Here is a 23,438-nt window from a genome sequence, read left to right as displayed (position 1 = left end):
CTGGCCGGATAAGGGAGGAACGAGATGAGGCATGATTTAGGGATGGGGCGCGGGCCAAGGCGCCTGGGCATTGTCGGTGCCGTGGCCATGGCGGCTCTGGTGGCCGGTGTCGGCGCGGCGCTGGGCGCCGGACAGGCTCCGGCGCTTGAAGAGATGGTGGCCAGCGGCGCGCTACCGCCGCTTGAGGAGCGCCTGCCGGCCAATCCGCTGGTGGTGGCAGCCGACAGCATCGGCAGCTATGGCGGCACCTGGCGCATGGGCATGAATGGCGGCGGCGACAACGGGCTGATCGTCAAGACGGTCGCCTATGAGGGCCTCGTCCGTTACGACCATGAGTGGAAGGGTGTGCTGCCCAATTTGGCCGAGAGCTGGGAGGTCAATGCCGACGCCACCGAATATAGCTTCAAGCTGCGCGAGGGCGTGAAGTGGAGCGACGGCACGCCGTTCACCACCGAGGACATCGCCTTTGCCGTGCAGATGTACCAGGATCCGGACTATGCGGCCGGCAGCTGGATCGACAACAAGAACAATCCGGTGACGCTCGAAGTCATCGACGCCTATAATTTCAAGTTCATCTTCGGCAAGCCGAACGGTATGTTCATGGAGCAGCAGGCCTCCACGGACGGCATCCATATCACGTCGCTGCAGAAGAAATACTGCAGCCAATTCCACCCGGCCTATAACGAGAATGCGGCGGCGGAAGCCGAGGCCAAGGGCTTTTCGAGCTGGGCGCTGTATCTGCAGGATCGCTGCGCCTGGGGCTGGGAAACCATCCGCTATGCCAATCCTGAGCTGCCGACCATTTATGGCTGGGTGATCGACCAGCCGCTGACGGCCAATGCGAGCCGGGTGACCTGGAAGCGCAATCCCTATTACTGGAAGGTGGACGCCGAAGGGAACCAGCTGCCCTATATCGACAGTCTCGACATGCGCGTGAGCCAGGGCGGGGTCGAAGAGCTGACGCTGGCCGCGCTCAATGGCGAGATCGACTTCCAGGAACGCCACATTGCCACCAATGTGAACAAGCCGCTGTTCTTCGACGGACAGGAAGCGGGTGGATACCATCTGGGCGAGGTCATCCCCTCGGCCTCCAATACGCTGGTGCTGCAGCTCAACCTCAACCACCTCGATCCGGTCAAGCGGGCGCTCTACCAGAGCAAGGACTTCCGCATCGGCATTTCCGAGGCCATCGACCGGGCCGAGATCATCGATGTGGTGTTCACCGGCCAGGGCGAGCCCTTCCAGGTGGCGCCGCGTCCCGAGAGCCAGTTCTATGATGAAGAGCTGGCCAAGCAGTACACCGAGTTCAATCCCGAAGGGGCGGCCGAGCGCTTTGCGGCGGCGGGCCTGACCGAGAAGAACGGCGACGGCATCTATCTGATGAGCGACGGCAATCCGGCCAAGATCACGGTTGACGTGATTTCGGCGCTGCGGCCGGAGTGGATCGACATGCTCGAAATCATGCAGCTGCAGCTGGCGGCGGCGGGTGTCGAGATCGAGCTGAACAATATCGACCGCACGCTGTTCTATGAGAAGCGTCCGGCGGGCGAGTTCGACGCCCAAGTGTGGGCGGGTGACGGCGGCATCGAGGCGCTGCAGGAGCCGCGCTACTACTTCCCCTTCAGCGATGAATCGGTCTGGGCCTATCGCTGGGCGCAGTGGTTCAACGGCACGCGCCCGGAAATCGCCGAAGAACCGCTCGACTGGGCCAAGAAGCAGATGGACCTCTACAACCAGGTCCGTGCTTCGGGCGACCCGGAAGAACGGGCACGGCTGTTCCGCGAAGTGCTGGCGATCACCAAGGAAGAGTTCCCGGTGATCGGGGTGAGCCTGATGCCGAACTCCTATTCGATCATCCGGAACAACCTCAAGAACGCGCCTGAGACGATGTTCAACGCGTGGCTGTTCCCGACCCCGGCGCCGATGGATCCGGTGACCTGGTACTTCGAATAACACCGGCGGGACCTCCCCCCGTCAGCCTCCCTCGCGGCAGCATTTGCCGCGAGGGACCTCCAGAATTCCAGCAAGGGCCCAGCCATGCTTTCCTTCATCATCCGACGCACGATCGTCATGGTGCTGACCCTGATCGCCGTGTCGATCGTGGCGTTTGCGATCATCCAGCTGCCGCCCGGCGACTATCTGACCAGTTATATCGCCTCCCTGTCGGCCACCGGGGATCAGGTGGACCCGCGCGTGATCGAGAACCTGCGCAACCAGTATGGGCTGGGCCAGCCATTCTACATTCAGTACTTCAAGTGGATCACCGGCGTGGTTCAGGGCAATTTCGGCCATAGCTTTGAGTGGAAGCGCCCGGTGTGGGAGCTGATCTGGGGCCGGCTGGGCAACTCGGTGATGGTCGAGGGCCTGGCGGTGCTGGTGATGTGGCTGATCGCGCTGCCCATCGGCATCTATGCGGCGGTGCGCAAGTATTCGCTGGGCGACTATCTGGCGACAGTGGCCGGTTTCATCGGCCTGGCCGTGCCCAACTTCTTCTTCGCGCTGATCCTGATGTATCTGGCCTATGTGTGGTTCGGCACCACCATGGGCGGGCTGTTCTCGCCCGAGTTCGAGACCGCGCGCTGGAGCCTGCCGCGGCTTTGGGACTTCTTCACCCATGCCTGGGCTCCGGTGCTGGTGCTGGCGACGAGCGGCACCGCCGAGCTGATCCGCATCCTGCGCGCCAATCTGCTGGACGAACTCAAGAAGCCCTATGTCACCACCGCCCGGGCCAAGGGCCTGCCGGAATGGAAGGTGATCCTCAAATACCCGGTGCGGCTGGCGCTCAATCCGCTGGTCTCGACCATCGGCTGGCTGCTGCCGGCGCTGGTGTCGGGCTCGGTGATCGTCTCGGTAGTGATGAACCTGCCCACGGCGGGCCCGATGCTGCTGCGCTCGCTGACCACCCAGGACATGTATCTGGCCGGTGCGATCATCCTGCTGCTGAGCGTGCTGACGGTGGTCGGGACGCTGATCTCGGACATTCTGCTGGCCTGGATCGACCCGCGTATCCGCTACGGGAGCAAGTAAATGGCCGAGACCAGCATGAGCACATCCGGTGCTGCCGCAGCGCGTGCCAAGCGATCGGGCCGCGAGAGCCAGATGGGCCTGATGTGGCGCCGCTTCCGCCAGCATAAGCTGGCCCTGGCGAGCCTGTGGATCGTGGTCGCCTTCTATGTGGTGGCGCTATTGGCCGAGTTCCTGGCACCGACCGACCCGAGTGCCTACAGCGCCCGCTACACCTATGCACCGCCACAGGGCCTGCACTTCATCGCCCAGAATGACGACGGCAGCTGGGTCTTCGGGCCCTATGTGAATGGCTACAAGACTGAGATCGATCCGGTGGCGCTGCGGCGCACCTTTGTGATCGACGAGGAGAAGCGGCTGCCGGTGCAGTTCCTGGCACCGAGCAAGCCATACCTCCTGGCCGGCGTGATCCCGATGTCGGTAAAGCTCTTCGGATTGGAAAACCCACGTGACCCACTCTACATCCTGGGCGCGGACCGGCTGGGCCGCGACCTGCTGAGCCGGCTGATCCACGGCACGCGCATTTCGCTCAGCATTGGCCTGGCCGGGGTGACGATGAGCCTGTTCTTCGGCATCATCATCGGCGGCTTTGCGGGTTACTATGGTGGCTGGTTCGACAGCGCCGTGATGCGCGTGGTGGAATTCATCCGTTCGATGCCGACAATCCCGTTGTGGCTGGGTCTGGCGGCCGCCATGCCCAAGGACTGGAGTGCGCTCCAGACCTATTTCGCCATCACGCTGATCCTGAGCCTGATCGGCTGGACCGAGCTGGCGCGCGTGGTGCGCGGGCGGTTCCTTAGTCTGAGAACCGAAGATTTCGTGACGGCGGCGCGGCTCGATGGGGCCAGCGATTGGCGCATCATCACACGGCACATGGTGCCCAGCTTCACCAGCCACATCATTGCGGCAGCGACGCTGGCCATTCCGGGCATGATCCTGGCCGAAACGGCGCTGAGCTTTCTTGGCCTGGGGCTGCAGGCGCCCATCGTCAGCTGGGGCACGCTGCTGCAGGACGCGCAGAACATCCGCACGCTGGCCACGGCGCCCTGGCTTTTGACCCCCGGCATCTGCGTGGTGGTGATCATCCTGGCGATGAATTTCTTTGGCGATGGGCTGCGCGATGCGGCCGATCCGCATGGACGCTAGTGCAATGGTTCTGAGCTCTCGAAACCCCAGCCTCACCTCTGCCCGACAGTTGGCAGGCGCACGTCGCGGACGCGCGGCAGGGATACCGGCAATCATGGAGGCGCGGTCATGACGCAACCAATCTTGCGCATCGAAGATCTGTCGATCAGTTTTTCCTCGCCAGACGAGGCCGACATCGAGGCCGTGCGGCAGGTGGACCTGACACTGACCCCCGGCAAGACGCTGGCGCTGGTGGGCGAGAGCGGCTGTGGCAAATCGGTGACGGCGCGGGCGATCCTGCGGCTGCTCGACGCCAATGCGAAAATTCCGCATGGCCGCATATTGTTCCAGCCCGAGGGCGATGCCGAGACCGATATTGCCCGGCTCAAGCCGGACAGCCTGGCCCTGCGGGCGATCCGCGGCAATCAGATCGCCATGATCTTCCAGGAGCCGATGAGCTCACTGTCGCCGGTGCACACGATTGGCGACCAGATCGACGAGATGGTGCTGATCCACGAGCGGGTGAACCGCAAGCAAGCACGGGCCCGTACGGTGGCGCTGCTCGATCAGGTCGGGATTCCGGGCGCCAAAGAGCGGGCCGACGCCTATCCGTTCGAGCTCTCGGGCGGGTTGCGCCAAAGGGCGATGATCGCCATGGCGCTGGCCTGCACGCCGCGGCTGCTGATTGCCGATGAGCCGACGACGGCGCTGGACGTGACGACACAGGCGCAGATCCTGGACCTGCTGCGGCAATTGCAGGCCGATTTCGGCATGGCCATGCTGTTCATCACCCATGATTTGGGCGTGGTGGCCGAAATCGCCGACGAGGTGGCGGTGATGTATCTGGGCGATGTGGTGGAGCAGGGCAATGTGTTCGACGTGTTCCGCGCGCCGCAGCACCCCTATACCCAGGCGTTGATGAACTCGATCCCCAAGATGGCGCGCAAGGCCGACCGGGTGCGGCTCAACCCGATCAAGGGCACGGTGCCGGCGCCCAAGGACCGACCGGAGGGCTGTGCCTTCACCAGCCGCTGCCCGCATGCCTTCGGCCCCTGCGCCAGCGAACGACCGGCACGCACTGTGGTGGGCGAGGGTCATCACGCCCGCTGCCATCTGTTGACCCGGCAAACCGAAGAGGCCCTGGCATGAGTACGCTGCTGCGCGTGGAGCATGTCTCCAAGCACTACACGCTGTCGGGCGGGTTGCTGGGCGCCGAGCGCCGGCTGGATGCGCTCAGCGACATCACCCTTTCGGTGGAGGCGGGCGAGACGCTGGCCATCGTGGGCGAGAGCGGCTGCGGCAAGACCACGCTGGGCCGTTGCATCATCCAGGCGCAGCCGGTGAGCGACGGGCGGGTGACCTATCATCCCCTGGGTGGCGCCGACGTCGAACTGACTGCGCTCAACAAGCGGCAGCTCAAGCCCTGGCGACAGGACATTCGCATGATCTTCCAGGACCCGATGAGTTCGCTGAACCCCAATATGCGGGTGTTCGACATCGTGGCCGAGCCGCTGCGGATACACAAGATCGCCAAGGGCAAGGCGCTGGAGGACAAGGTGATCTCCACCCTGGCCAAGGTGGGCATACCCGCCGAGGCCGTGGGGCGCTATCCGCATGCCTTTTCCGGTGGACAGCGGCAACGCATCGGTATTGCCCGGGCGCTGGTGCTGGACCCAAAGCTGGTGATCGCCGACGAAGCGGTCTCGGCGCTCGATGTGTCGATCCAGGCGCAAGTGCTCAACCTGCTCGAGGACCTCAAGCGGGAATTCGGGCTGACCTATATTTTCATCAGTCACGATCTGGGGGTGGTGAACTATATCGCCGACCGGGTGGTGGTGATGTACCTGGGCCATGTGGTGGAGAATGCGCCCACCGAGATGCTGTTCGAGCGACCGCGCCATCCCTATAGCGAGATGCTGCTTGAGGCCCTGCCGATAGCCGATCCGCTGCGGCGCAAGGGGCGCAGCACCGAGCTGCGCGGGGAGATCCCCTATCTGGGAAATCGGCCCAAGGGCTGCCCGTTCCACACCCGCTGCAAATATGCCGAGGACCGCTGCCGAGCCGAAAAACCGGTGCTGCGCCCCATTGCCGGCACGGCCCAGGAAGCCGCCTGCCATTTTGCCGAAACACTCACACTCAAGGGCGCCTATGAGGATAACCCGCCCCAGGTGGCCTCCGCGGCGCTGGCGGGCGCCGGTGGATTGCCCGGACCAGCCGGGCAATGACGGGGGAGAGTGTTGGACAGAGCCTTCGAACCACCATTCATCGTCACCCCCGGGCTTGTCCCGGTGGTCCATGCTGCCGCGAGCGGCGTGTCGTCTAGAAATCAGGAATTTTTGATCCCATGACTTACAATCCTGCCACCGCCAATCCGCTGTTTGGCAATCCGCTCAAGACCAGGGCTGATACCGAAAAGGGGCTGCGCGACCTGTTTGCGCCGCTGCTACCCTATTTCTCCAAGGGTGGGGCACGGGTGCGGGTGGACGGCGCGGCGGCGCATTTCGACCGGGCGGCGGCGGACCTGGAAGGATTTGCCCGACCGCTGTGGGGCTTGACGCCGCTGGCGGCAGGGGGCGGGGATTTCGCCCATTGGGACCTCTATCGTCAGGGCCTGGCCAATGGCACGGACCCCGAGCATCCCGAATATTGGGGACAGGTCAATTCGACCGACCAGCGCATGGTCGAGCTGGCGGCTATCGGCTTCACCATGCGCATGGTGCCGCAGTTGGTGTGGGAGCCGCTGAGCCAGAAGGCCAAGGACAATCTGGCGGCCTATCTCAAGCATGCACGGCGCTTCGACTATGCCGACAACAACTGGAAGTTCTTCCGGGTGCTGGTCGACCTGGGGCTGGAGGAATGCGGCGTCGCGTTCGACCGTTCGCTGACCGAGCAATATCTGGAAGAACTGGACGGGTTCTACCTCGGTGATGGCTGGTATCGTGACGGCAATGTGCGGCGCATCGACCACTACATTCCCTTTGCCATGCACTTCTATGGGCTGATCTACGCCAAGCTGGCGCGGGGCGATGAGGCGCGTGTGGCGGCGTACAAGGAGCGGGCGCGGCTGTTTGCCAAGGATATTGCCAGCTGGTTCGACGAGGATGGCGGCACGCTGGCCTTCGGGCGAAGCCTGACCTATCGCTTTGCCTGCGGCGGGTTCTGGGGGGCATTGGCCTTTGCCGATGTGGAGGCTCTGCCCTGGGGGCAGATCAAGGGGCAGTTCCTGCGGCACCTGCGCTGGTGGGCCGACAAGCCGATTGCGCATGGCAATGGCGTGCTGTCGGTGGGCTATGGCTACCCCAGCCAGATCATGAGCGAGAGCTATAACTCGGGCGGCTCGCCCTATTGGGCGCTGAAGGCCTTTCTGCCGCTTGCGCTGCCGGAAAGCCATCCGTTCTGGACGGCCGACGAGGTTGCCGCCGAGGTTGACCCCGCGCCCGTGCCGCTCAAGCACCCCGGCATGGTGATGATGCAGACGGCGGGCAATGTGGTGGCGCTCTCGAGCGGGCAGCAGAACTGGCAGATGCGTCACGGCGCGGAGAAATACGCCAAGTTCGTCTATTCCAGCCGCTATGGCTTTTCCGTGGAGGTGGATGAGCGGGCCTATCACCAGGGCGCCTTTGACGGTGCGCTGGGCCTGTCGGATGACGGGCGGCACTATCGGGTGCGCGAAACCAATGAGGTCGCCCAGATCGCTGGCGACAGGCTCCATGCGGTGTGGAAGCCCTGGAGCGATGTGACGGTGGAGACCTGGCTGCTGCCGGCCAATCCTTGGCATATCCGTGTGCACAGGATCACCACGCCCAGGCCGTTGCATGGCACCGAAGGTGGTTTTGCCATCGGGCGGGCCGATCTCAATGTCGACACGCTGACAGAAGCGGCCGGTCAGGCGGAGGCGCGCAGCGCCAGCGATGTCAGCGTCATTGTCGATCTCAAAGGACAGCGAGCCGGGCGGGTGTTGAAGGCGCTGCCTAATACCAATCTGGTCGTGGCGCGCACGCTGGTGCCGCAATTGCGCGGCGAGATCGCGGCGGGTGAAACCGTACTGGTGACGGCCGCGCTGGCGCTGCCGGCCGGTGCTGACGCAGAGACAGCGCTTGCCAGCCGGCCAGCGGCGCCGGACCTCGATGCGCTGGTGGCGCTTTTTGCCGAACAGGGCGTGGACGTCAGCGCTATCCTGGTGCCGGAGCGATTCTGATGAAACCCAAAGTTGGTTTCGCCATGGCGGCGGACAAGACCAAGTATGTGTTCGACGCCGCGGCACTGGAGCGGCTGGAGCAGAGCTGCGCCATCGTCAGGCGCGAGCCACTCGAAGAGTTCGATAGTCCTGCGGCGCGGGCCCTGCTGGCCGAGATCGACATTCTTGTCACTGGCTGGGGCTGCCCCATGGTGACCGCGCCTGTAGTGGCTTCAGCGCCGAGGTTGCGACTGATTGCGCATGCCGCGGGCACGGTGAAATACACGCTGGACCCCGCGGTCTATGCTGCGGGCATTGCGGTGACCCATGCGGCCGACGCCAATGCGGTGCCAGTGGCGGAATATACGCTGGCGGCGATCCTGTTCTCCAACAAGCGCATGTTCGAGCTGCGCGACCGCTATCGCGCCGATCCCGGGCGGAAGTCGAGCTATGCGCTGACCAATGCGCCGATCGGCAATTACCAGCGTATAGTGGGGCTGGTGGGGGCATCGCGCATCGGGCGCAAGGTGGCACGTCTGTTGCGCCCGTTCGACTTCACGGTGCTGCTGAGCGACCCCTATGTGCTGCCGGGCGATCCGGTGACCGAGGATGCCGAACTGGTGAGCCTTGATGAGGTGATGACCCGTGCGGACGTGGTGTCGATCCATGCGCCGTCTCTGCCCAGCACCCGCGGCATGATCGGCGCGCGGCATTTCGGGCTGATGCAGGATGGCGCCTGCTTCATCAACACGGCGCGCGGCGCGGTGGTGGATGAGGCTGCGATGATCGCCGAACTGCAGACCGGCCGCATCCATGCGGTGATCGATGTGACGGAGCCGGAAATCCCGGCGCCGGGGTCGCCGCTTTACACGCTGCCCAATGTGTTTCTGACGCCGCATGTGGCGGGGGCGGTGGGCACCGAGCGGTTGCGGCTGGGGCAATTGGCCATTGCCGAGATCGAGCGGTTTGTTGCCGGACGGCCATTGGAATTTGCAGTGGAGCCGGAATTGCTGGAGCGGCTGGCCTAGGGCGGCGACGGGAAAAGGGATGATGGACGTTCGGATGGATGACGACACTGCGCATGAGGCGCGGTTGCAGTTTTTGACCTGGGACCGGACGCCCGCGGATATCGCGTCGCCCGAGCATCAGGCGCGGGTGCGGCGGCTGGAGCAGGTGGCGGGGGCGCGGATTGATCCGACGGCCTATGTGGCGGCGGAGGCGGCGGTGTTTACCAGCCAGCTGGTGCTGGGGGCCGAGAGCTGGATTGCCGGACATGCGCTGGTGCGCGGCGAGGTGCAGTTTGGCGCGCATTGCACGGTCAACAGCTATGCCATGATTTCGGGCCGGGTGCGCTGCGGCGACGGCGTGCGCATTGCCAGCCATGCCAGCCTTGTCGGCTTCAACCATGGATTCGATGACCCCAGCGTGCCGATCTATACCCAGAAGCACGAAAGCCGCGGCATCGTCATCGAAGATGATGTGTGGATCGGCGCCAATGCGGTGGTGCTGGACGGGGTGACGGTGGGGCGCGGGGCGGTGATCGCCGCCGGGGCGGTGGTGAGCAAGGATGTGCCGCCGCTGGCCATTGTCGGCGGGGTGCCGGCTAAGGTGGTGCGGTTTCGCGGGCGGGGGCGGCAGGACGAGACGCGAGCGCAGCTGCAGGCGCTGGGCGAACGGGCACAGGGGCAATATCAGGCCATTTTGGCCGGCAATATGCGCGATGGCGAGTATCTCTCGCGCGAGAACCATGGCGCGGCGCGGATGAGCATGCGGCACCTGTGCGATGCCATCGAGATCGCGCGCGGCTTTGACGGGCTGCCCGAGGGGCTGGACGTGCCGGCGACGATTGCGCGGTTGCAGGCGGTGCAGGACAAGGAAACGGGCCTGTTCCCCGACCCCTATCAGCCGCCCAAACCGGGCGTGCCGATGCGGCGGGACGGGCTGGCGCTCTATAATGTGCTGGCGGTGGGCTATGCGCTCGAAGGGCTGGGGGCGCAGCCGCTGCATGCCATCTCGGCGGTGGAGCTGTCGGCATCCGAGCTGTGTGAGTGGCTCGAGAGCCTGAGCTGGCGCGAGCGGGCCTGGGGCGCGGGGGCCGATGTTGATACCATCGGCACGGCGCTCTATTTCAACGCCCGCTATTTTGGCACTGGCGCGGCGCGCACGGTGCTGTTTGGCTGGCTGGCGCTGCAGCAGGATCGCGGCTCGGGCCTGTGGGGGGCGCCGACGGCAGAGGAGGGGCTGCTGCAGCCGGTCAATGGGTTTTACCGGCTGACGCGGGGAACCTATGCGCAGTTCGGCGTGGCGGTGCCCCGACCGGAGGCGGCCATTGACTCCGTGCTGCTCAACAGCCGCAATTATGGTGGGTTCTCGGGGGCGACCTACACCGCCTGCAATCTGCTCGACACCATCCATCCGCTGCTGCTGTGCCTGGGCCAGACCGACCATCGCCGCGCCGAAGCGGAGGCGATTGCACGCAGCGTGATCGCGCGGGCGGGTGAACGCTGGGTGGACGGCGAAGGCTTTGCCTTTGCCGATGGGCAGGCGCCGGGCCTGCAGGGCACCGAGATGTGGCTGAGCGTGGTGCATCTGGCGGCCAAGCTGCTGGGCCTCGACGGGGATTTCGCCTTTGTGCCCAAGGGCGTGCATCGCACGCAGGCGGTGGGGCTGGGGTTGTGAGGGGGGTGATCGTCCCCACCCAACCGTCATTCACGCGCAGCCTTCAGTCGTCACCATCCCCCTTGTGGGGAGGGATCAAGGGAGGGGGAGATTGGCCGGGATATTTGGGCTCTCTCACCCCCTCCCAACCTCCCCCATCAAGGGGGAGGTGCTGGTCTGGTGGGCGGGGTGAGATAGTGGCACCGTCCATGCAGCCGTCACCCACCTCGCAAGGTGAGGGTGAAGTTCGGGCAGAAGGAGCAGTGCGATGACGGCAAGAAGGGCCCTCGTAGTCTGGGGTGGGATGGAGCTGCATACGCCCGAGCGCGGCGCGCATGTGGTGCGCGAGCTGCTGGAGGCCGAGGGCTTTGCGGTGACCGTGACGCCGGACTATGACGCGCTGGGCGCCGCGGACGTGGGCGAGAATGACTTAGTGGTGCCTGTCATCACCGATGGTGTGCTGGCGCCCGAAAAGATGGACCGGCTGATTGCGGCGGTGCGGGACGGGACGGGGCTGGCGGGTTATCACATGGGGCTGGCGACCAGCTTTCGCAGCTCGGTGCCGTTCCGCTATGCGGCCAGCTGCTACTGGGTGCAGCACCCGGGCAATATCATCACCTATCGGGTGGATGTGACGGCTCGCGAGCATCCGATCATGGCGGGGATCGACAGCTTCGAGCACACGTCCGAGCAGTATTATCTCAATTATGACCCGGCCGTTGAGGTGCTGGCGACGACGGTGTTTTCGGGGGAGTTCCACCCCTGGCGCAAGGATGTGGTGATGCCGGTGGTGTTCACCACCACCCATGACCGGGGGCGGGTGTTCTATTCCTCGCTGGGGCATACGGCCGATGAGCTGGCCGGTGGGCCGGTGCGCGAGATCCTGCGGCGCGGGCTGATCTGGGCAGCGCGCTAGGTCGGGCTATTGCTGCTGGGCCTGTTGCGCCTGGCGGCGGAGGACTTCGGATTCCGGCAGGGCATTGGCATAGGCCAGTTCGCGATTGGCTCGGGCCCAGAAGCTGGGATGGACTGTGTCGAGCAGCGCCGGATCGGTGGGCGTGAGACCGAGGTGCGTCGCAAGCGGCGCGGCGAGATAGAGCACGGCATTCTGGCGATACCAGGCGGGGATGGCATCATCGGCCCAGAGGACGGGGCGGATCACGTCATGGGCGGTATAACCATGAGTGGCAAAGTGGGCGGCCCACCAGCTCTGCCATTGCTCATTGACGTGGCCGACGCCGCCCTGGCCGGGGATGGCGGCGGAGAACAGCACGGCGGGGGCGAGGGCGACGAGATCGGCGACAAAGCCAGGCGCGCGGGCGGGGCTGAGATGTTCGGCGACTTCGAGCGAAAGCGCGAGATCGACGCGGGGCAGGCTGAAGGGCTGTTCGAGATCGTGGGCGGTGAAGGCGATGGCGGCATCGTCCAGCATGTCGGGGGTGACCCAATCGCCCTCGATGCCATAGGCGGAGCTGGCGCCCATGGCGAGGGCCGTGGCCAGCCAGGTGCCGGTGCCGCAGCCGATATCGGCCAGGCTCTGGCGCGGCAGGTCGGCGGGTAGGGCCGAGAGCAGGCGGCGCGCGGCATGGGCCGTATGGGCGCGGCGGTTGTCATAGAAATCGGCGGGGTAGAGCGAGGCGGTCATGGCGCGGCCGATCGGTGACGGAGACTGCAGGTTAGGCTGGGTACGCGCCGGGGGCCAGATGCGATCAGTGGCCATGCTGGCAGACAGCAAAACGGGCCCCGCAGGGCCCGTCTCAATGGGGGAGAGCCGCAGCGCCCAGATCAGTCCTTGGCACGCTCAACGTAGGAATTGTCTTCGGTGAGAATGATGATTCGGGTGCCGGCGCCGATATGGGGCGGGACCATGCACTTGAGGCCATTGGTCAGCACGGCGGGCTTGTAGGAGGACGAGGCCGTCTGGCCCTTGACCACCGGCTCGGTCTCGGCGATTTCGACGGTGACGCGCTGGGGCAGTTCCATGGAGAGCGCATTGCCCTCGAAGGTCTTGAGGTGAACCTTCATGCCATCGGTGAGATAGGCAGCCTGTTCGCCGATGACGTCATCGGGGACGGTGATCTGCTCGAAGCTGGCGGGCTCCATGAAGTGATGGCCCTCGCTGTCGGAGTAGAGATAATCATATTCGCGATCATCGACATCGGCCTTCTCGACCATTTCGACGGTGCGCCAGCGGCCGACGACCTTCACGCCATCGGAAATGCGGCGCATGTTGACGTTGGTGATGGAGTTGCCCTTGCCGGGGTGGACGTTTTCGGCCGTCAGGATGACGTGCAGATTGCCGTCCTGCTCGACGACATTGCCCTTGCGCAGCGAGGAGGCGATGACCTTGACCATTATTCTTCCTTGTTCGTAGCGATGGCGCGTACTAGAGGCAGGGCCGATGAAGCGGCCGCCCCCGGGGCGCCGAAATAGAGTTTCGTGCGCCAACTACCCTATCTTGGCGCAAATCGCCAGCCTTGGTGTCATAAAGCGCGCATGAGCAACCCAACTTCCATCGCTGCCTCGCCCTGGTGGACGCCCTCGGTGCATGCTGACCGGCGGCCGATCCTGCTGGCGCGCAACCGCATCGAGGCGGCAGTGCGGGGGTATCTGGCGGGGCAGGACTTCTTGATGGTCGATCCGCCGGGGCTGCAGCGCTCGCCGGGCAATGAGACGCATCTGCATGCGTTTGGCACGCAGATGATCGGCAATGATGGGCTGGGGCAGGCGATGTATCTGCACACTTCGCCCGAATTCACGATGAAAAAACTGCTGGCAGCGGGGGAGACGCGGATCGCGAGTCTCGGGCATGTGTGGCGCAATCGCGAGCGCAGCGCGCTGCACCATCCCGAGTTCACCATGCTGGAATGGTATCGCGCCGGGGAAAGCTATGACGCGGTGATCGCCGACTGTGTGGCGCTGCTGGGCATCGCGGCAGAGACGGCGGGCGTGGCGCAGTTGCGCTATCGCGAGCGGGCCTGCGATCCCTTTGCTGTGCCCGAGCGGCTGAGCGTGGTCGAGGCGTTTGCGCGCTATGCGGGGATTGATCTCTTCGCCAGCATGGACGCCGAGGGGCGCACCGATGGCGAAGCGCTGGCGAGCCAGATGGCGGCGCTGGGCATGGCGGTGCCGGAGGATCGAAGCTGGAGTTACCTATTCAGCCTGATCCTCACCGACAAGGTGGAGCCCGAACTGGGCAATGGCCGCATCACGGTGCTCGACCGCTATCCGGCGGCAGAGGCGGCGCTGGCGCGGCGGGCGGGCGATGACCGGCGGGTGAGCGAGCGCTTCGAGCTCTATGCCTGTGGCGTGGAGCTGGCCAATGGCTTTGGCGAATTGACCGATGCGGCCGAGCAGCGGCGGCGCTTTGTGGCCGAGATGGACGAGAAGGCGCGGCTCTATGGCGAGCGCTATCCGATTGACGAGGATTTCCTGGCGGCGCTGGCGCTGATGCCGGAGGCTTCTGGCGTGGCGCTGGGCTTTGACCGGCTGGTGATGCTGGCGACGGCGGCGCCGCGTATCGAGGCGGTGCTGTGGGCGCCGGTGGCGGAATGAGCGTCGTGCGGGCCATCAAGGCGGTGGATGAACTGGTGGCGGCGGGGCTGGTGCCCGACGCGGCGGGGCTCGAAGCCGTGGCGGCGAAATATGCGGTGGCCATAACGCCGGCCGTAGCGGCGCTGATTGCGGCGGGGGATCCAGACGATCCGATGGCGCGGCAGTTCGTGCCCCGGGTCGAGGAACTGGTGACCACGCCCGACGAGCGGGCGGACCCGATCGGGGATCTCAGCCATTCGCCGGTGACCGGCATTGTGCATCGCTATCCCGACCGTGTGCTGCTCAAGGCGGTGCATGTGTGCCCGGTCTATTGCCGGTTCTGTTTTCGTCGGGAAATGGTGGGCCCGCAGGGGTTGGGCACGCTGACGCCGGCAGAGCTCGATGCGGCGATGGACTATATCGCCGGGCACGAGGAAATCTGGGAAGTGATCCTGACCGGGGGCGATCCGCTGGTGCTGTCGCCGCGCCGGTTGAGCGACCTGATGGCGCGGCTGGCCGGCATTGCGCACGTGAAGGTCGTGCGCTTTCACACGCGGGTGCCGGTGGTGGAGCCGGAGCGGATCGACGACGCCATGGTGGCGGCGCTGCTGGCGAGCGGCAAGACGACGTATCTCGCTATCCATGCCAATCATCCGCGCGAATTCACCCCGGCGGCGCGGGCGGGGATGGCGCTGATGCACAGAGCCGGGCTGGCGTTGATCAGCCAGTCGGTGCTGCTCAGGGGCGTCAATGACGACGTCGAGACGCTTGCCAGCCTGATGCAGGCTTTCGTGGAGAACCGCGTGCAGCCCTATTATCTGCACCATCCGGACCTGGCGCCGGGGACCAGCCATTTCCGGCTGTCCATTGCCGAGGGGCAGGCGCTGGTGAGCCAGTTGCGCGGGCGGATTTCGGGCCTGGCGCAGCCCACCTATGTGCTCGATATTCCCGGTGGCTTCGGCAAGGCCGAGATCGGCGCCAGCGCCATAGCCGCGGCCGATGGCGGCTGGATTGTGCGCGACTGGCAGGGGCAGGCCCATGCCTATCCGCCGCGGGATCAGTCGAGCCAGGACTGAGCTTTTCCGGCGCTAGCCGTCGAGCTTTTCTTTCCAGAGCAGGCGGCGATAGAGGGTGGAGCGGTCGATGCCCAGGGCGCGGGCGGCGGCGGAGAGATTGCCTTTGTGCAGGGCCACGGCGCGTCGCATGGCGGATTCGGTGAGGCTTTCGAGGTCGGTATCGGGGCCGAGCGGGGCCGGTGTCGCTTCGGTGGCGAACTGGGGCAGGTCGGCCAGGGTCATGGGCCGGTCGGGTTCGCAGAGCGCGGCCAGGGCGCGCAGGGCGCCGGTCAACTCGCGGAAATTGCCCGGCCACGGCTGGGCGGCGAGACGGGCGAGCACAGGCGCGGGCAGGGCGGGGTGGCCGCTGGCCAACTGGGACCACAGGGTCGAGACCACGGCAGCGCGGTCGGGGAATTCGCCGAGCGCCGGCAGGCGAATGGTGAACTGGGCGATGCGGTAATAGAGATCGGCGCGGAAGCTGCCGGCCTCGACCATGGCCTTGAGGTCGCGATTGGTGGCGCAGACGGGGACGAAATCGGCCTTGTGCGGCTTGCCGCCGCCCAGGGGCACCACTTCCTTGTCCTGCAGCACCCGCAGCAGACGGGACTGCAGCAGCAGCGGCATGTCGCCGATTTCGTCGAGGAAGAGAATGCCGCCCTCGGCCTGTTGCACCAGGCCAATGGCGCCCTGTTTGCGGGCGCCGGTGAAGGCGCCAGCCTCGTAGCCGAAGAGCTCGGATTCGATCAGGCTCTCGGGCAGCGCGGCACAATTGATGGCGATGAAGGGCTTGCCGGCGCGCTGGGTGAGGCCATGCAGATGGCGGGCGAAGACCTCCTTGCCGGCGCCGGTCTCCCCGGCGATCAGCAAGGGGATTTCGGCATTGACCAGGCGAATGGCGCGGTCGAGGTCGGCGCGGGTCTCGGGGGTCAGGAACGGCGCGGGCTTGGCGGGCTTAGTGGCGCGCGGCAGGGTGCCGGTGACGCGCAACGGCGCCTTGCGCGGCTCGGACACGGCGGCAAAGAAGCGCTCGCCGCTGCGGGCGCGCAACTCGCCGCGGTCCATGGCGAGAGCCGTGGTTTCAAAGATCTCTTCGGAGGTGGCCTGGCGCAGCGCCTTGCGGTCGAGCCCGACCAGGTGGAGGGCGCGGCGATTGCCGGCGACGAGGCGGGCGCCATCAAAGACCAGAATGCCTTCGCGCGCGGTGCCCAGCAGATCGGCCGAGCGGTGGAAGCGCACCACGGTCATCTCGTCGAAATCGCGGGCGAAGAAGCGATGCTCGATCTGCTCGACGGCCAGGCGCACCAGGCCCATGGCATGGGTATGTTCGGCCGAGGCATGGCCGGAGAGGTCGAGCACACCAGCCAGCTTGCCAAAGGGATCAAAAATCGGCGAGGCGGCACAGTGCAGGATGCCATGCGGCTCGAAGAAATGCTCGCCGCCATGCACCTCGATGGCGCGGCGCTCGGCCAGGGCGGTGCCGATGGCATTGGTGCCGGTGGAGGTCTCGGACCAGGCGACGCCGGGGCGCAGGGCCACCTGGGCGGCGCGGCCGGCAAACTCTGGGCTGCCGGTGGTATCGAGCACCAGGCCCTTGGCATCGGTGAGGATGACCACGCTATCGGTGAGGCGGGCTTCGGTGCGCAGCGAGACCAGCTCGGAGCGCGAAAGCAGGCGCAGGGTTTCGTTGTGCTCGTGCAGGGCACGCAATTCGGGGGCGGTGACCGGCTCGGCACGGATGGTGCTGCCGGCATCGAGGCCCTGTTGGGCGCAGCGTTGCCAGGAGCGCAGGATGGGCGCCGGTACCAGGCCCTCGGGCAGGTCCTGACCGGAAAAGAAGCGCTCGCGCGCGGCCGCCAAAGCGGCTTCGGACGCCTGATCCATATCTGCTCTCCTCCCCAGTTGTGGCAGTTTGCAACAGGTGTTGCACCGGCCATCGCATCTGGTTGTGGCAAAGTGTTGCATCCGAATTCGCGCCGCGTCCAGCCCCGTGATGGGCCAGGTTATTTCGGTAACGCAAGCAGGTGTTTAGCCAAGACTGGCACGGTGATTGCAACGTTGTCGGCATCCAAAAACAAGGGAGGATGCCATGAACAAACCTGAATTCATCGGCCAGCGGACCAAATCTCCGTACAAGGCCAAGTATGGCAATTACATTGGCGGCCAGTGGGTCGATGCGCTCGATGGCGAGACATTCGACAACACCTCGCCGGTGACCGGGCAGGTGATCTGCGCGGTAGCGCGATCCAAGGCTGCCGACGTGGAGCGTGCGCTGGACGCTGCACACAAGGCGGCGCCGGCCTGGGGCCAAACCTCAGTGGCGCAGCGCGCGGTGATGCTCAACAAGATCGCCGACCGGATGGAGGAGCATCTGGACGAGATCGCCCTGGCCGAGACCTGGGACAATGGCAAGCCGATCCGCGAGACGACAGCCGCCGACATTCCGCTGGCCATCGACCACTTCCGCTATTTCGCCGGCGCCATCCGCGCCCAGGAAGGCGGCATTTCCGAACTCGACCATGATACGGTGGCCTATCACTTCCACGAGCCGCTGGGCGTGGTGGGGCAGATCATCCCGTGGAACTTCCCCATCTTGATGGCGGTGTGGAAGCTGGCCCCGGCGCTGGCAGCGGGCAATGCTGTGGTGCTCAAGCCGGCCGAGCAGACGCCGGCCTCGATCCTTTATCTCATGGAGCTGATCGAGGACATTCTGCCCCCCGGCGTGCTCAATATCGTCAATGGCTTCGGCCTTGAGGCCGGCAAGCCGCTGGCCAGCTCGCCCCGCATCGCCAAGATCGCCTTCACCGGCGAGACGACGACGGGCCGGCTGATCATGCAATATGCCAGCCAGAACCTGATCCCGGTGACGCTGGAGCTGGGCGGCAAATCGCCGAACATCTTCTTTGCCGACGTGCTGGCCGAAGACGACGACTTCTTCGACAAGGCGCTGGAAGGCTTTGCCATGTTCGCGCTCAACCAGGGCGAGGTGTGTACCTGCCCCAGCCGCGCGCTGATCCAGGAAAGCGTCTATGACCGCTTCATGGAGCGGGCCATCAAGCGGGTGGAAGCGATCAAGCAGGGTTCGCCCTTCGATATGAGCACGATGATCGGGGCGCAGGCCTCCAGCGAGCAGCTGGAAAAGATCCTGTCGTATTTCGACATCGGCCGGCAGGAAGGCGCCAAGGTGCTGACCGGCGGCGAGCGCAACAATCTCGAGGGCGAGCTGGCCGGCGGCTATTACATCAAGCCGACCGTGTTCACCGGCCACAACAAGATGCGCATCTTCCAGGAGGAGATCTTCGGGCCGGTGGTATCGGTGACCACGTTCAAGACCGATGCCGAGGCGCTCGAGATCGCCAATGACACGCTCTATGGGCTGGGCGCGGGCGTGTGGACGCGCGACGCCAACCGGGCCTATCGCTTCGGCCGGGGCATCCAGGCCGGGCGCGTGTGGACCAATTGCTACCATGCCTATCCCGCCCATGCTGCCTTTGGCGGCTACAAGCAGAGTGGCATCGGCCGCGAGAACCACCGCATGATGCTGGACCACTACCAGCAGACCAAGAACATGCTGGTGAGCTACTCCCCCAAGAAGCTGGGCTTCTTCTGAGGCATCGTCTGGGGCTCTCCTCCGGCGACCCTCTAGTGCGGTTTCCTGCGCATCTGGCGTCCCCGTAGCCTTGGCTACGCGGGCTCCGGGTCTCGGGAACAACGCCAACGGGTCCGCCGGAGCGCGCTCCAATCCGATCCCTCGTTCCCGCAATGATGCGGGGACTTCAGTTCATTCCGGTGGGCAGCCTGACCTTCAACCCGTCTCTCCTCCTGCGGCGGGCGGCTCACCGGAATGGCGTTTTGGGAGACAAGCGATGGACGAGACTGTACCGCGCGTGGTGGCGACAGAGGCGGCTTTGGCGCTGATCGCCGAGATCGAGGCCCGGCACGGCAAGGTGATGTTTCACCAGTCGGGCGGATGCTGCGATGGCTCCTCGCCGATGTGCTATCCACTGGGCGATTTCATCGTGGGCGACCGCGATATCAAGATGGGCGCGATCGGCGGCGCGCCGTTCTATATGTCGCCCAGCCAATTTGAATATTGGCAGCATACGCAGTTGATCATCGACGCCATCCCCGGCCGGGGCGGCATGTTCAGCCTCGACAATGGCACCGAGCGGCGCTTCCTGACCCGGTCGCGGCTGTTCAGCGACGAGGAGCATGCGCGACGGGCGCCGATCGAGGCCTGACCCGGGGGCGCGTTGATCTGCGTCAAGGCACGCTTCAGATATATTAGATAATTCTAATGTTTGTGACGGGCCGCCACGGTGGCGGCGCGGTCAGGCATTGGAGAAGACGCATGCAAAGCTGGAATGACCATATCAAGGCCCTGTCGCCGGCGCTCAAGGAACTGCGCATGGGGCATGGCGATGTCATGAAGGGATTTTCCAGCCTGGCGCAGGCTGCACTCAAGCCGCAGGCGCTGGATACCAAGACCAAGGAGCTGATCGCCCTGGCCATTTCGGTGGCGGTGCGCTGTGACGACTGCATCGGTTTTCACACCAAATCGGCGCTGGAGCAGGGGGCCTCGCGCGACGAAGTGCTGGAGACGCTGGGAACGGCCATCTATCTGGGGGCTGGGCCGGCGGTGATGTATGCCGCCCATGCCATCGAGGCCTATGACGAGTTCGCAAAGCCGGCGGAGGCGTAAGAGGCCGAGTAAGGGGGGAGTGGTCCCTGGACGGCTCCAGGACCTCCCCTCAATCCCTCCCCATATGGGGAGGAAGGCGCTAGCCGATGTAGAGCAGGACCAGGACGAGTGCGCCCCAAAGGGTGAGCTTGAGATGGGTATGCTGGGCGCCTTCGGCACCGGCCCAGTAATGCACCCATTGGCCGCCCACGAGGAAGGCCGACCAGATCATGCAGAAGCCCAGCATGCCAATGGCGGCGATGACGCGGGCGGGTTCAAGGGCGACAAGGCCCAGCGCGGCCAGCAACAGGGCCAGCGTGCCGGCGACCATGACCAGCGCGACAATGGTTTCGGCGGTGACGATGGCGGCAAAGAGCAGGCGATGGAGACGCTGTGACTCGATGCGGTTGCGGCCGAGCACGACATAGAGCTCGGGGAACTGGTCGCGCATGAGGCGCATGGCCAGCACATCGGCCACCATATTGCCATTGGCAGCGGGGGCGCGGATGTTTTCAAGCGCCCCCAGCACCAGCCAGAGCGTGGGCATGAGCACCATGAACAGCTGGATCCATACCAAGAGTTGCGTCATCAAATCACCCCAGTTTTCATGAGGTTGACATGGCGCTGGCGGGCATGAGAAGCGCGGCCAGCGGGGGCTGGCCATGCACAATTTGCGGCCTAGGCGTCAGGCTGCGGGTAGGGCCGGGCCAGCGGGGAAAATGCCGGACATGACGATGAAGCCGGGGATGCGGCGGACGCGATCGGTCCAGCGGCGGAGGGCCGGATAGTCCTGGCGCGAGATGCCGCCTTCTTCGCTCAGCATCACATAGGGGAAGCAGGCGATATCGGCAGTGGTGGGATGGGCGGGGCTGGCGAGCCAATCGCGGCCGGATTTTTCGCCGAACCAGATATGCTCGTCGATGATGCGGAAGATGCGGTGGGCGCCGGCCTGGGTCTTTTCGAGATCGAAGGGATAGTCAAAGCCCAGGGCCAGGCGGGCGGCCGAGGCGGTGGCGGTGATGTCATCGGCCACGGCATGCCAGCGCAACACTTCTGCGGTGACCGCCGGATCGTCCGGGAACCACTGGCCGGAGGCGTCGTAGCGGCGGGCGAGATAGGCGAGGATCGCGCCGGAGTCCGACAGGGTCAGGTCGCCATCCTGCAGCACGGGCAGTTGGCCGAAGGGATTGAGGCGCAGGAAGGCATCGGATTTGTGCTCGCGGCCGGGGAAGAAATCGACCGGGATGATGTCATAGCGCAGCTTGAGGATGCTCATCAGCAGGCGCAGCTTGTAGCAATTGCCGGAGAGTTCGAAGTCGTGAAGGGTGATGGTCATGGCTCAGATATCCAGCACGAGGCGGGCCGACTTGGCGCGGGAGACGCAGGTCATCATGCAGGTGTTGGACGCCTTTTCGCTGTCGTTGAGATAGACGTCCTGATGGTCGACCTCGCCCTCGATGACGGTGGTAAGGCAGGTGCCGCAGGCGCCCTGTTCGCAGGAACTGGGGACAGTCAGCCCGGCGTCGCGCATCACCTCGAGAATGGTCTTGCCGGCCGGCACATGCAGCGTCATGGCCGAACGCGCCAGCTCCACATCGAAGGCAGAGCTGTCGTCGATGGGCTTGTCGTTCTTGAAGTATTCGAAGTGGATGGCTTCATCGGGCCAGCCTTGCGCCGCCGCGGTGGTGCGGACGGATTCGAGCATGGCCGAGGGGCCGCAAACATAGACATGCTGGGCCTGGCTCCAGGCGCCCAGGGCGGTGGATATGGTGGTGCCGATCTCGGCGCGCGGCAGGCCGGTGTGGATCAACACCTTGCCATGCAGGGCTTCGAGGTCGCCGCGGAAAGCCACCTGTTCGCCGGCGCGGGTGAAGTAATGCAGCTCATAGGGCAGGCTCGACTTGTCGAGAAAGCGGGCCATGGAAAGCAGCGGCGTGATGCCGATGCCGCCGGCGATGAGCACGGTGCGGGTGGCGTCGCGGCGCAGCGGGAAATTGTTGCGCGGCTCGGAAATGGCCAGCATGTCGCCCTGGCGCACGGTTTCCACCAGCACCTTGGAGCCGCCCTTGGAGGCGCTCTCCTGCTTGACGCCGATGATGTAGCTCATCAGCTCGCCGGGGCCATTGGTGATGGAATATTGCCGGATCAGCCCATTGGGCAGGTGCACATCGATATGGGCGCCGGGCTGGAAGGTGGGCAGATGGCCTTCGCGCGCGGCGAGCTCGAAGCCGATGACGCCGTCGGCGCTGGTCCATTTGCGCTTGACGACCACCGGAATGGTGTTGCCGCGCGGAATGGCAATGTCGGGCATGGTGGCCAGTTCAGCCGAGACCTTGTCGAAGGCGGGCGCCAGCGGCTCGGGCGCCGGCTTTTTGGCGGCGGCGCGCTCAAGGCGGTCGCGCAGCTTGGAGAGCATTTCGTTGTAGTGGCGCAGGGCCTGGGTGGCGTCGGCGGGCGTGCTGGGCAGCAAGCCCCGGATCACGGCGCGACCGGCATCGACCGGCTGGACGAAATAGACCACATCGCCCAGACGGAGGGCGAGGCCGGGCAGGCGATCGGCCGGCTGATCGTCCGGGGCAAGGGCGGAGAGGCCCGCCAGCACATCCTCTGGCGCGGCATTGACCGGCATGGGACGCAGGGGGAACCACTGGCCGGACTCGGCGCCGGGAAAGGGCGCGAAGGGGCGCTCGATGTTTTCCGTATCTTGTGCGGAAGACCAGATCAGGCCAAAGGCCTCGGCGACCGGATAGGTCTTGTTCTGGATGCGGCGGGCCGGGGCATCAGCGGGATGGGCCGGGATATAGGTGCAGCCGGCGGAACGGTTGGCATAGCGCCAGCCATGGTATTGGCACTTGAGCTCGGCGCCCTCGTTGACGCCGATCGAGAGGCGCACGCCACGATGCAGGCACCGGTTTTCCCAGACGTTGACATTGCCGTCGTCGGCGCGCCAGACGGCCAGTTCGCGGCCCAGCAGCTGGCCCTGATAGACATGGCGGAACGGCAGATCGTCGCTGGACGCGATGGGGTACCAGGCGGGGTCGGAAAGCGAGAGCGTCATGCGGTCATCCGAAGACTATTGGGATCGCGCCACGATCGGATGAGGTCGAGTGCAAGAACCCTGGCGTACGGGGTTCTTCCGAGATCGGGGCTCCCGTCACCCCCTCCCGGCCTCCCCCATCAAGGG

20 protein-coding genes are annotated in these 23,438 nt (G+C 65.3%); 14 read left to right on the top strand and 6 right to left on the bottom strand.

All coding sequences use genetic code 11. The annotated features are described in order from the left end of the window. The first annotated feature begins 24 nt into the window (after positions 1-24). From E8M79_RS16825 to E8M79_RS16785, 9 genes are all read left to right on the top strand, one after another. Positions 25-1,953, top strand: coding sequence for an ABC transporter substrate-binding protein (locus E8M79_RS16825; RefSeq protein WP_137153003.1), 1,929 nt, complete (start codon positions 25-27; stop codon positions 1,951-1,953). A gap of 84 nt (positions 1,954-2,037) precedes the next feature. Beyond that, positions 2,038-3,027: an ABC transporter permease gene (locus E8M79_RS16820; RefSeq protein WP_137153002.1), complete on the top strand. Its 990-nt coding sequence runs from the start codon at positions 2,038-2,040 to the stop codon at positions 3,025-3,027. Then, positions 3,028-4,170: an ABC transporter permease gene (locus E8M79_RS16815; RefSeq protein ID WP_137153001.1), complete on the top strand. Its 1,143-nt coding sequence runs from the start codon at positions 3,028-3,030 to the stop codon at positions 4,168-4,170. Between the two features lie 108 nt (positions 4,171-4,278). Then, complete coding sequence (locus tag E8M79_RS16810) at positions 4,279-5,298, top strand: ABC transporter ATP-binding protein (RefSeq protein WP_137153000.1); 1,020 nt, start codon at positions 4,279-4,281, stop codon at positions 5,296-5,298. After that, positions 5,295-6,374: an oligopeptide/dipeptide ABC transporter ATP-binding protein gene (locus tag E8M79_RS16805; RefSeq protein WP_137152999.1), complete on the top strand. Its 1,080-nt coding sequence runs from the start codon at positions 5,295-5,297 to the stop codon at positions 6,372-6,374. The genes E8M79_RS16810 and E8M79_RS16805 overlap by 4 nt, the downstream gene beginning before the upstream one ends. A gap of 119 nt (positions 6,375-6,493) precedes the next feature. Further along, on the top strand, positions 6,494-8,347 hold the full coding sequence (locus E8M79_RS16800; RefSeq protein ID WP_137152998.1) for a DUF2264 domain-containing protein: 1,854 nt from the start codon (positions 6,494-6,496) through the stop codon (positions 8,345-8,347). Beyond that, entirely contained in the window at positions 8,344-9,354 is a 1,011-nt protein-coding gene (locus tag E8M79_RS16795; RefSeq protein ID WP_171015944.1) for a hydroxyacid dehydrogenase, read from the top strand. The genes E8M79_RS16800 and E8M79_RS16795 overlap by 4 nt, the downstream gene beginning before the upstream one ends. A 34-nt stretch (positions 9,355-9,388) precedes the next feature. Then, positions 9,389-11,005 carry an acyltransferase gene (locus E8M79_RS16790; RefSeq protein WP_248305021.1) on the top strand — a complete coding sequence of 539 codons (1,617 nt, stop codon included), beginning with the start codon at positions 9,389-9,391 and terminating at the stop codon, positions 11,003-11,005. A gap of 247 nt (positions 11,006-11,252) precedes the next feature. Further along, positions 11,253-11,900: a ThuA domain-containing protein gene (locus tag E8M79_RS16785; RefSeq protein ID WP_137152997.1), complete on the top strand. Its 648-nt coding sequence runs from the start codon at positions 11,253-11,255 to the stop codon at positions 11,898-11,900. A 6-nt stretch (positions 11,901-11,906) separates the two neighbouring features. Here the strand turns inward: E8M79_RS16785 and E8M79_RS16780 are convergent, their stop codons facing one another. Both E8M79_RS16780 and efp read right to left on the bottom strand, forming a co-directional pair. Beyond that, positions 11,907-12,704 (bottom strand): class I SAM-dependent methyltransferase, encoded by a 798-nt coding sequence (locus E8M79_RS16780; protein ID WP_137152996.1) that lies wholly within the window; start codon positions 12,702-12,704, stop codon positions 11,907-11,909. Between the two features lie 65 nt (positions 12,705-12,769). After that, complete coding sequence (gene efp, locus E8M79_RS16775) at positions 12,770-13,339, bottom strand: elongation factor P (RefSeq protein ID WP_137152995.1); 570 nt, start codon at positions 13,337-13,339, stop codon at positions 12,770-12,772. Positions 13,340-13,480: 141 nt separating this feature from the next. Between efp and epmA the strand changes: the two genes are divergently transcribed. Continuing rightward, a complete protein-coding gene (epmA, locus tag E8M79_RS16770; RefSeq protein ID WP_137152994.1) occupies positions 13,481-14,539 on the top strand; it encodes an EF-P lysine aminoacylase EpmA in 1,059 nt (352 codons plus the stop codon). Next, a complete protein-coding gene (locus tag E8M79_RS16765; RefSeq protein ID WP_137152993.1) occupies positions 14,536-15,594 on the top strand; it encodes a lysine-2,3-aminomutase-like protein in 1,059 nt (352 codons plus the stop codon). The genes epmA and E8M79_RS16765 overlap by 4 nt, the downstream gene beginning before the upstream one ends. Before the next feature lie 12 nt (positions 15,595-15,606). Here E8M79_RS16765 and E8M79_RS16760 read toward each other — a convergent pair whose 3' ends face one another. Then, complete coding sequence (locus E8M79_RS16760) at positions 15,607-17,457, bottom strand: sigma-54-dependent Fis family transcriptional regulator (protein WP_137152992.1); 1,851 nt, start codon at positions 17,455-17,457, stop codon at positions 15,607-15,609. Positions 17,458-17,662: 205 nt separating this feature from the next. On the opposite strand from E8M79_RS16760, the gene adh reads away from it, so the two are divergent. From adh to E8M79_RS16745, 3 genes are all read left to right on the top strand, one after another. Then, the gene (gene adh, locus E8M79_RS16755) at positions 17,663-19,183 is read left to right on the top strand and encodes an aldehyde dehydrogenase (protein ID WP_137152991.1); all 1,521 of its coding nucleotides are present in this window, start codon (positions 17,663-17,665) and stop codon (positions 19,181-19,183) included. A 256-nt stretch (positions 19,184-19,439) separates the two neighbouring features. Beyond that, positions 19,440-19,814 carry a DUF779 domain-containing protein gene (locus tag E8M79_RS16750; protein ID WP_137152990.1) on the top strand — a complete coding sequence of 125 codons (375 nt, stop codon included), beginning with the start codon at positions 19,440-19,442 and terminating at the stop codon, positions 19,812-19,814. A 110-nt stretch (positions 19,815-19,924) separates the two neighbouring features. Continuing rightward, positions 19,925-20,275: a carboxymuconolactone decarboxylase family protein gene (locus E8M79_RS16745; protein WP_137152989.1), complete on the top strand. Its 351-nt coding sequence runs from the start codon at positions 19,925-19,927 to the stop codon at positions 20,273-20,275. Positions 20,276-20,354: 79 nt separating this feature from the next. Here the strand turns inward: E8M79_RS16745 and E8M79_RS16740 are convergent, their stop codons facing one another. The 3 genes from E8M79_RS16740 to E8M79_RS16730 all read right to left on the bottom strand — a co-directional run bounded on the left by E8M79_RS16740 (position 20,355) and on the right by E8M79_RS16730 (position 23,312). After that, positions 20,355-20,843 (bottom strand): DUF2165 family protein, encoded by a 489-nt coding sequence (locus E8M79_RS16740; protein ID WP_171015904.1) that lies wholly within the window; start codon positions 20,841-20,843, stop codon positions 20,355-20,357. A gap of 96 nt (positions 20,844-20,939) precedes the next feature. Next, the gene (locus E8M79_RS16735) at positions 20,940-21,590 is read right to left on the bottom strand and encodes a glutathione S-transferase (RefSeq protein WP_137152987.1); all 651 of its coding nucleotides are present in this window, start codon (positions 21,588-21,590) and stop codon (positions 20,940-20,942) included. 3 nt (positions 21,591-21,593) lie between these two features. Continuing rightward, positions 21,594-23,312 carry a Rieske 2Fe-2S domain-containing protein gene (locus E8M79_RS16730; protein ID WP_137152986.1) on the bottom strand — a complete coding sequence of 573 codons (1,719 nt, stop codon included), beginning with the start codon at positions 23,310-23,312 and terminating at the stop codon, positions 21,594-21,596. Positions 23,313-23,438 lie beyond the last annotated feature (126 nt).

It is taken from the genome of Devosia sp. FKR38, from assembly GCF_005222805.1.
Taxonomy (GTDB): domain Bacteria; phylum Pseudomonadota; class Alphaproteobacteria; order Rhizobiales; family Devosiaceae; genus Devosia.
Note: the sequence above shows the minus strand (reverse complement) of the source record. Positions and strands in the feature narration are given on the sequence as shown.

Excerpts from the sequence above, each read along its gene's own strand:
- E8M79_RS16765 (WP_137152993.1), top strand. The coding sequence starts at position 14,536 with ATGAGCGTCGTGCGGGCCATCAAGGCGGTGGATGAACTGGTGGCGGCG.
- E8M79_RS16800 (WP_137152998.1), top strand. The coding sequence starts at position 6,494 with ATGACTTACAATCCTGCCACCGCCAATCCGCTGTTTGGCAATCCGCTC.
- E8M79_RS16790 (WP_248305021.1), top strand. The coding sequence starts at position 9,389 with ATGGATGACGACACTGCGCATGAGGCGCGGTTGCAGTTTTTGACCTGG.
- adh (WP_137152991.1), top strand. The coding sequence starts at position 17,663 with ATGAACAAACCTGAATTCATCGGCCAGCGGACCAAATCTCCGTACAAG.
- E8M79_RS16825 (WP_137153003.1), top strand. The coding sequence starts at position 25 with ATGAGGCATGATTTAGGGATGGGGCGCGGGCCAAGGCGCCTGGGCATT.
- E8M79_RS16740 (WP_171015904.1), bottom strand. The coding sequence starts at position 20,843 with ATGACGCAACTCTTGGTATGGATCCAGCTGTTCATGGTGCTCATGCCC.
- epmA (WP_137152994.1), top strand. The coding sequence starts at position 13,481 with ATGAGCAACCCAACTTCCATCGCTGCCTCGCCCTGGTGGACGCCCTCG.
- E8M79_RS16820 (WP_137153002.1), top strand. The coding sequence starts at position 2,038 with ATGCTTTCCTTCATCATCCGACGCACGATCGTCATGGTGCTGACCCTG.
- E8M79_RS16750 (WP_137152990.1), top strand. The coding sequence starts at position 19,440 with ATGGACGAGACTGTACCGCGCGTGGTGGCGACAGAGGCGGCTTTGGCG.
- E8M79_RS16745 (WP_137152989.1), top strand. The coding sequence starts at position 19,925 with ATGCAAAGCTGGAATGACCATATCAAGGCCCTGTCGCCGGCGCTCAAG.
- E8M79_RS16805 (WP_137152999.1), top strand. The coding sequence starts at position 5,295 with ATGAGTACGCTGCTGCGCGTGGAGCATGTCTCCAAGCACTACACGCTG.
- E8M79_RS16760 (WP_137152992.1), bottom strand. The coding sequence starts at position 17,457 with ATGGATCAGGCGTCCGAAGCCGCTTTGGCGGCCGCGCGCGAGCGCTTC.
- E8M79_RS16785 (WP_137152997.1), top strand. The coding sequence starts at position 11,253 with ATGACGGCAAGAAGGGCCCTCGTAGTCTGGGGTGGGATGGAGCTGCAT.
- E8M79_RS16730 (WP_137152986.1), bottom strand. The coding sequence starts at position 23,312 with ATGACGCTCTCGCTTTCCGACCCCGCCTGGTACCCCATCGCGTCCAGC.
- efp (WP_137152995.1), bottom strand. The coding sequence starts at position 13,339 with ATGGTCAAGGTCATCGCCTCCTCGCTGCGCAAGGGCAATGTCGTCGAG.
- E8M79_RS16810 (WP_137153000.1), top strand. The coding sequence starts at position 4,279 with ATGACGCAACCAATCTTGCGCATCGAAGATCTGTCGATCAGTTTTTCC.
- E8M79_RS16815 (WP_137153001.1), top strand. The coding sequence starts at position 3,028 with ATGGCCGAGACCAGCATGAGCACATCCGGTGCTGCCGCAGCGCGTGCC.
- E8M79_RS16735 (WP_137152987.1), bottom strand. The coding sequence starts at position 21,590 with ATGACCATCACCCTTCACGACTTCGAACTCTCCGGCAATTGCTACAAG.
- E8M79_RS16780 (WP_137152996.1), bottom strand. The coding sequence starts at position 12,704 with ATGGCCACTGATCGCATCTGGCCCCCGGCGCGTACCCAGCCTAACCTG.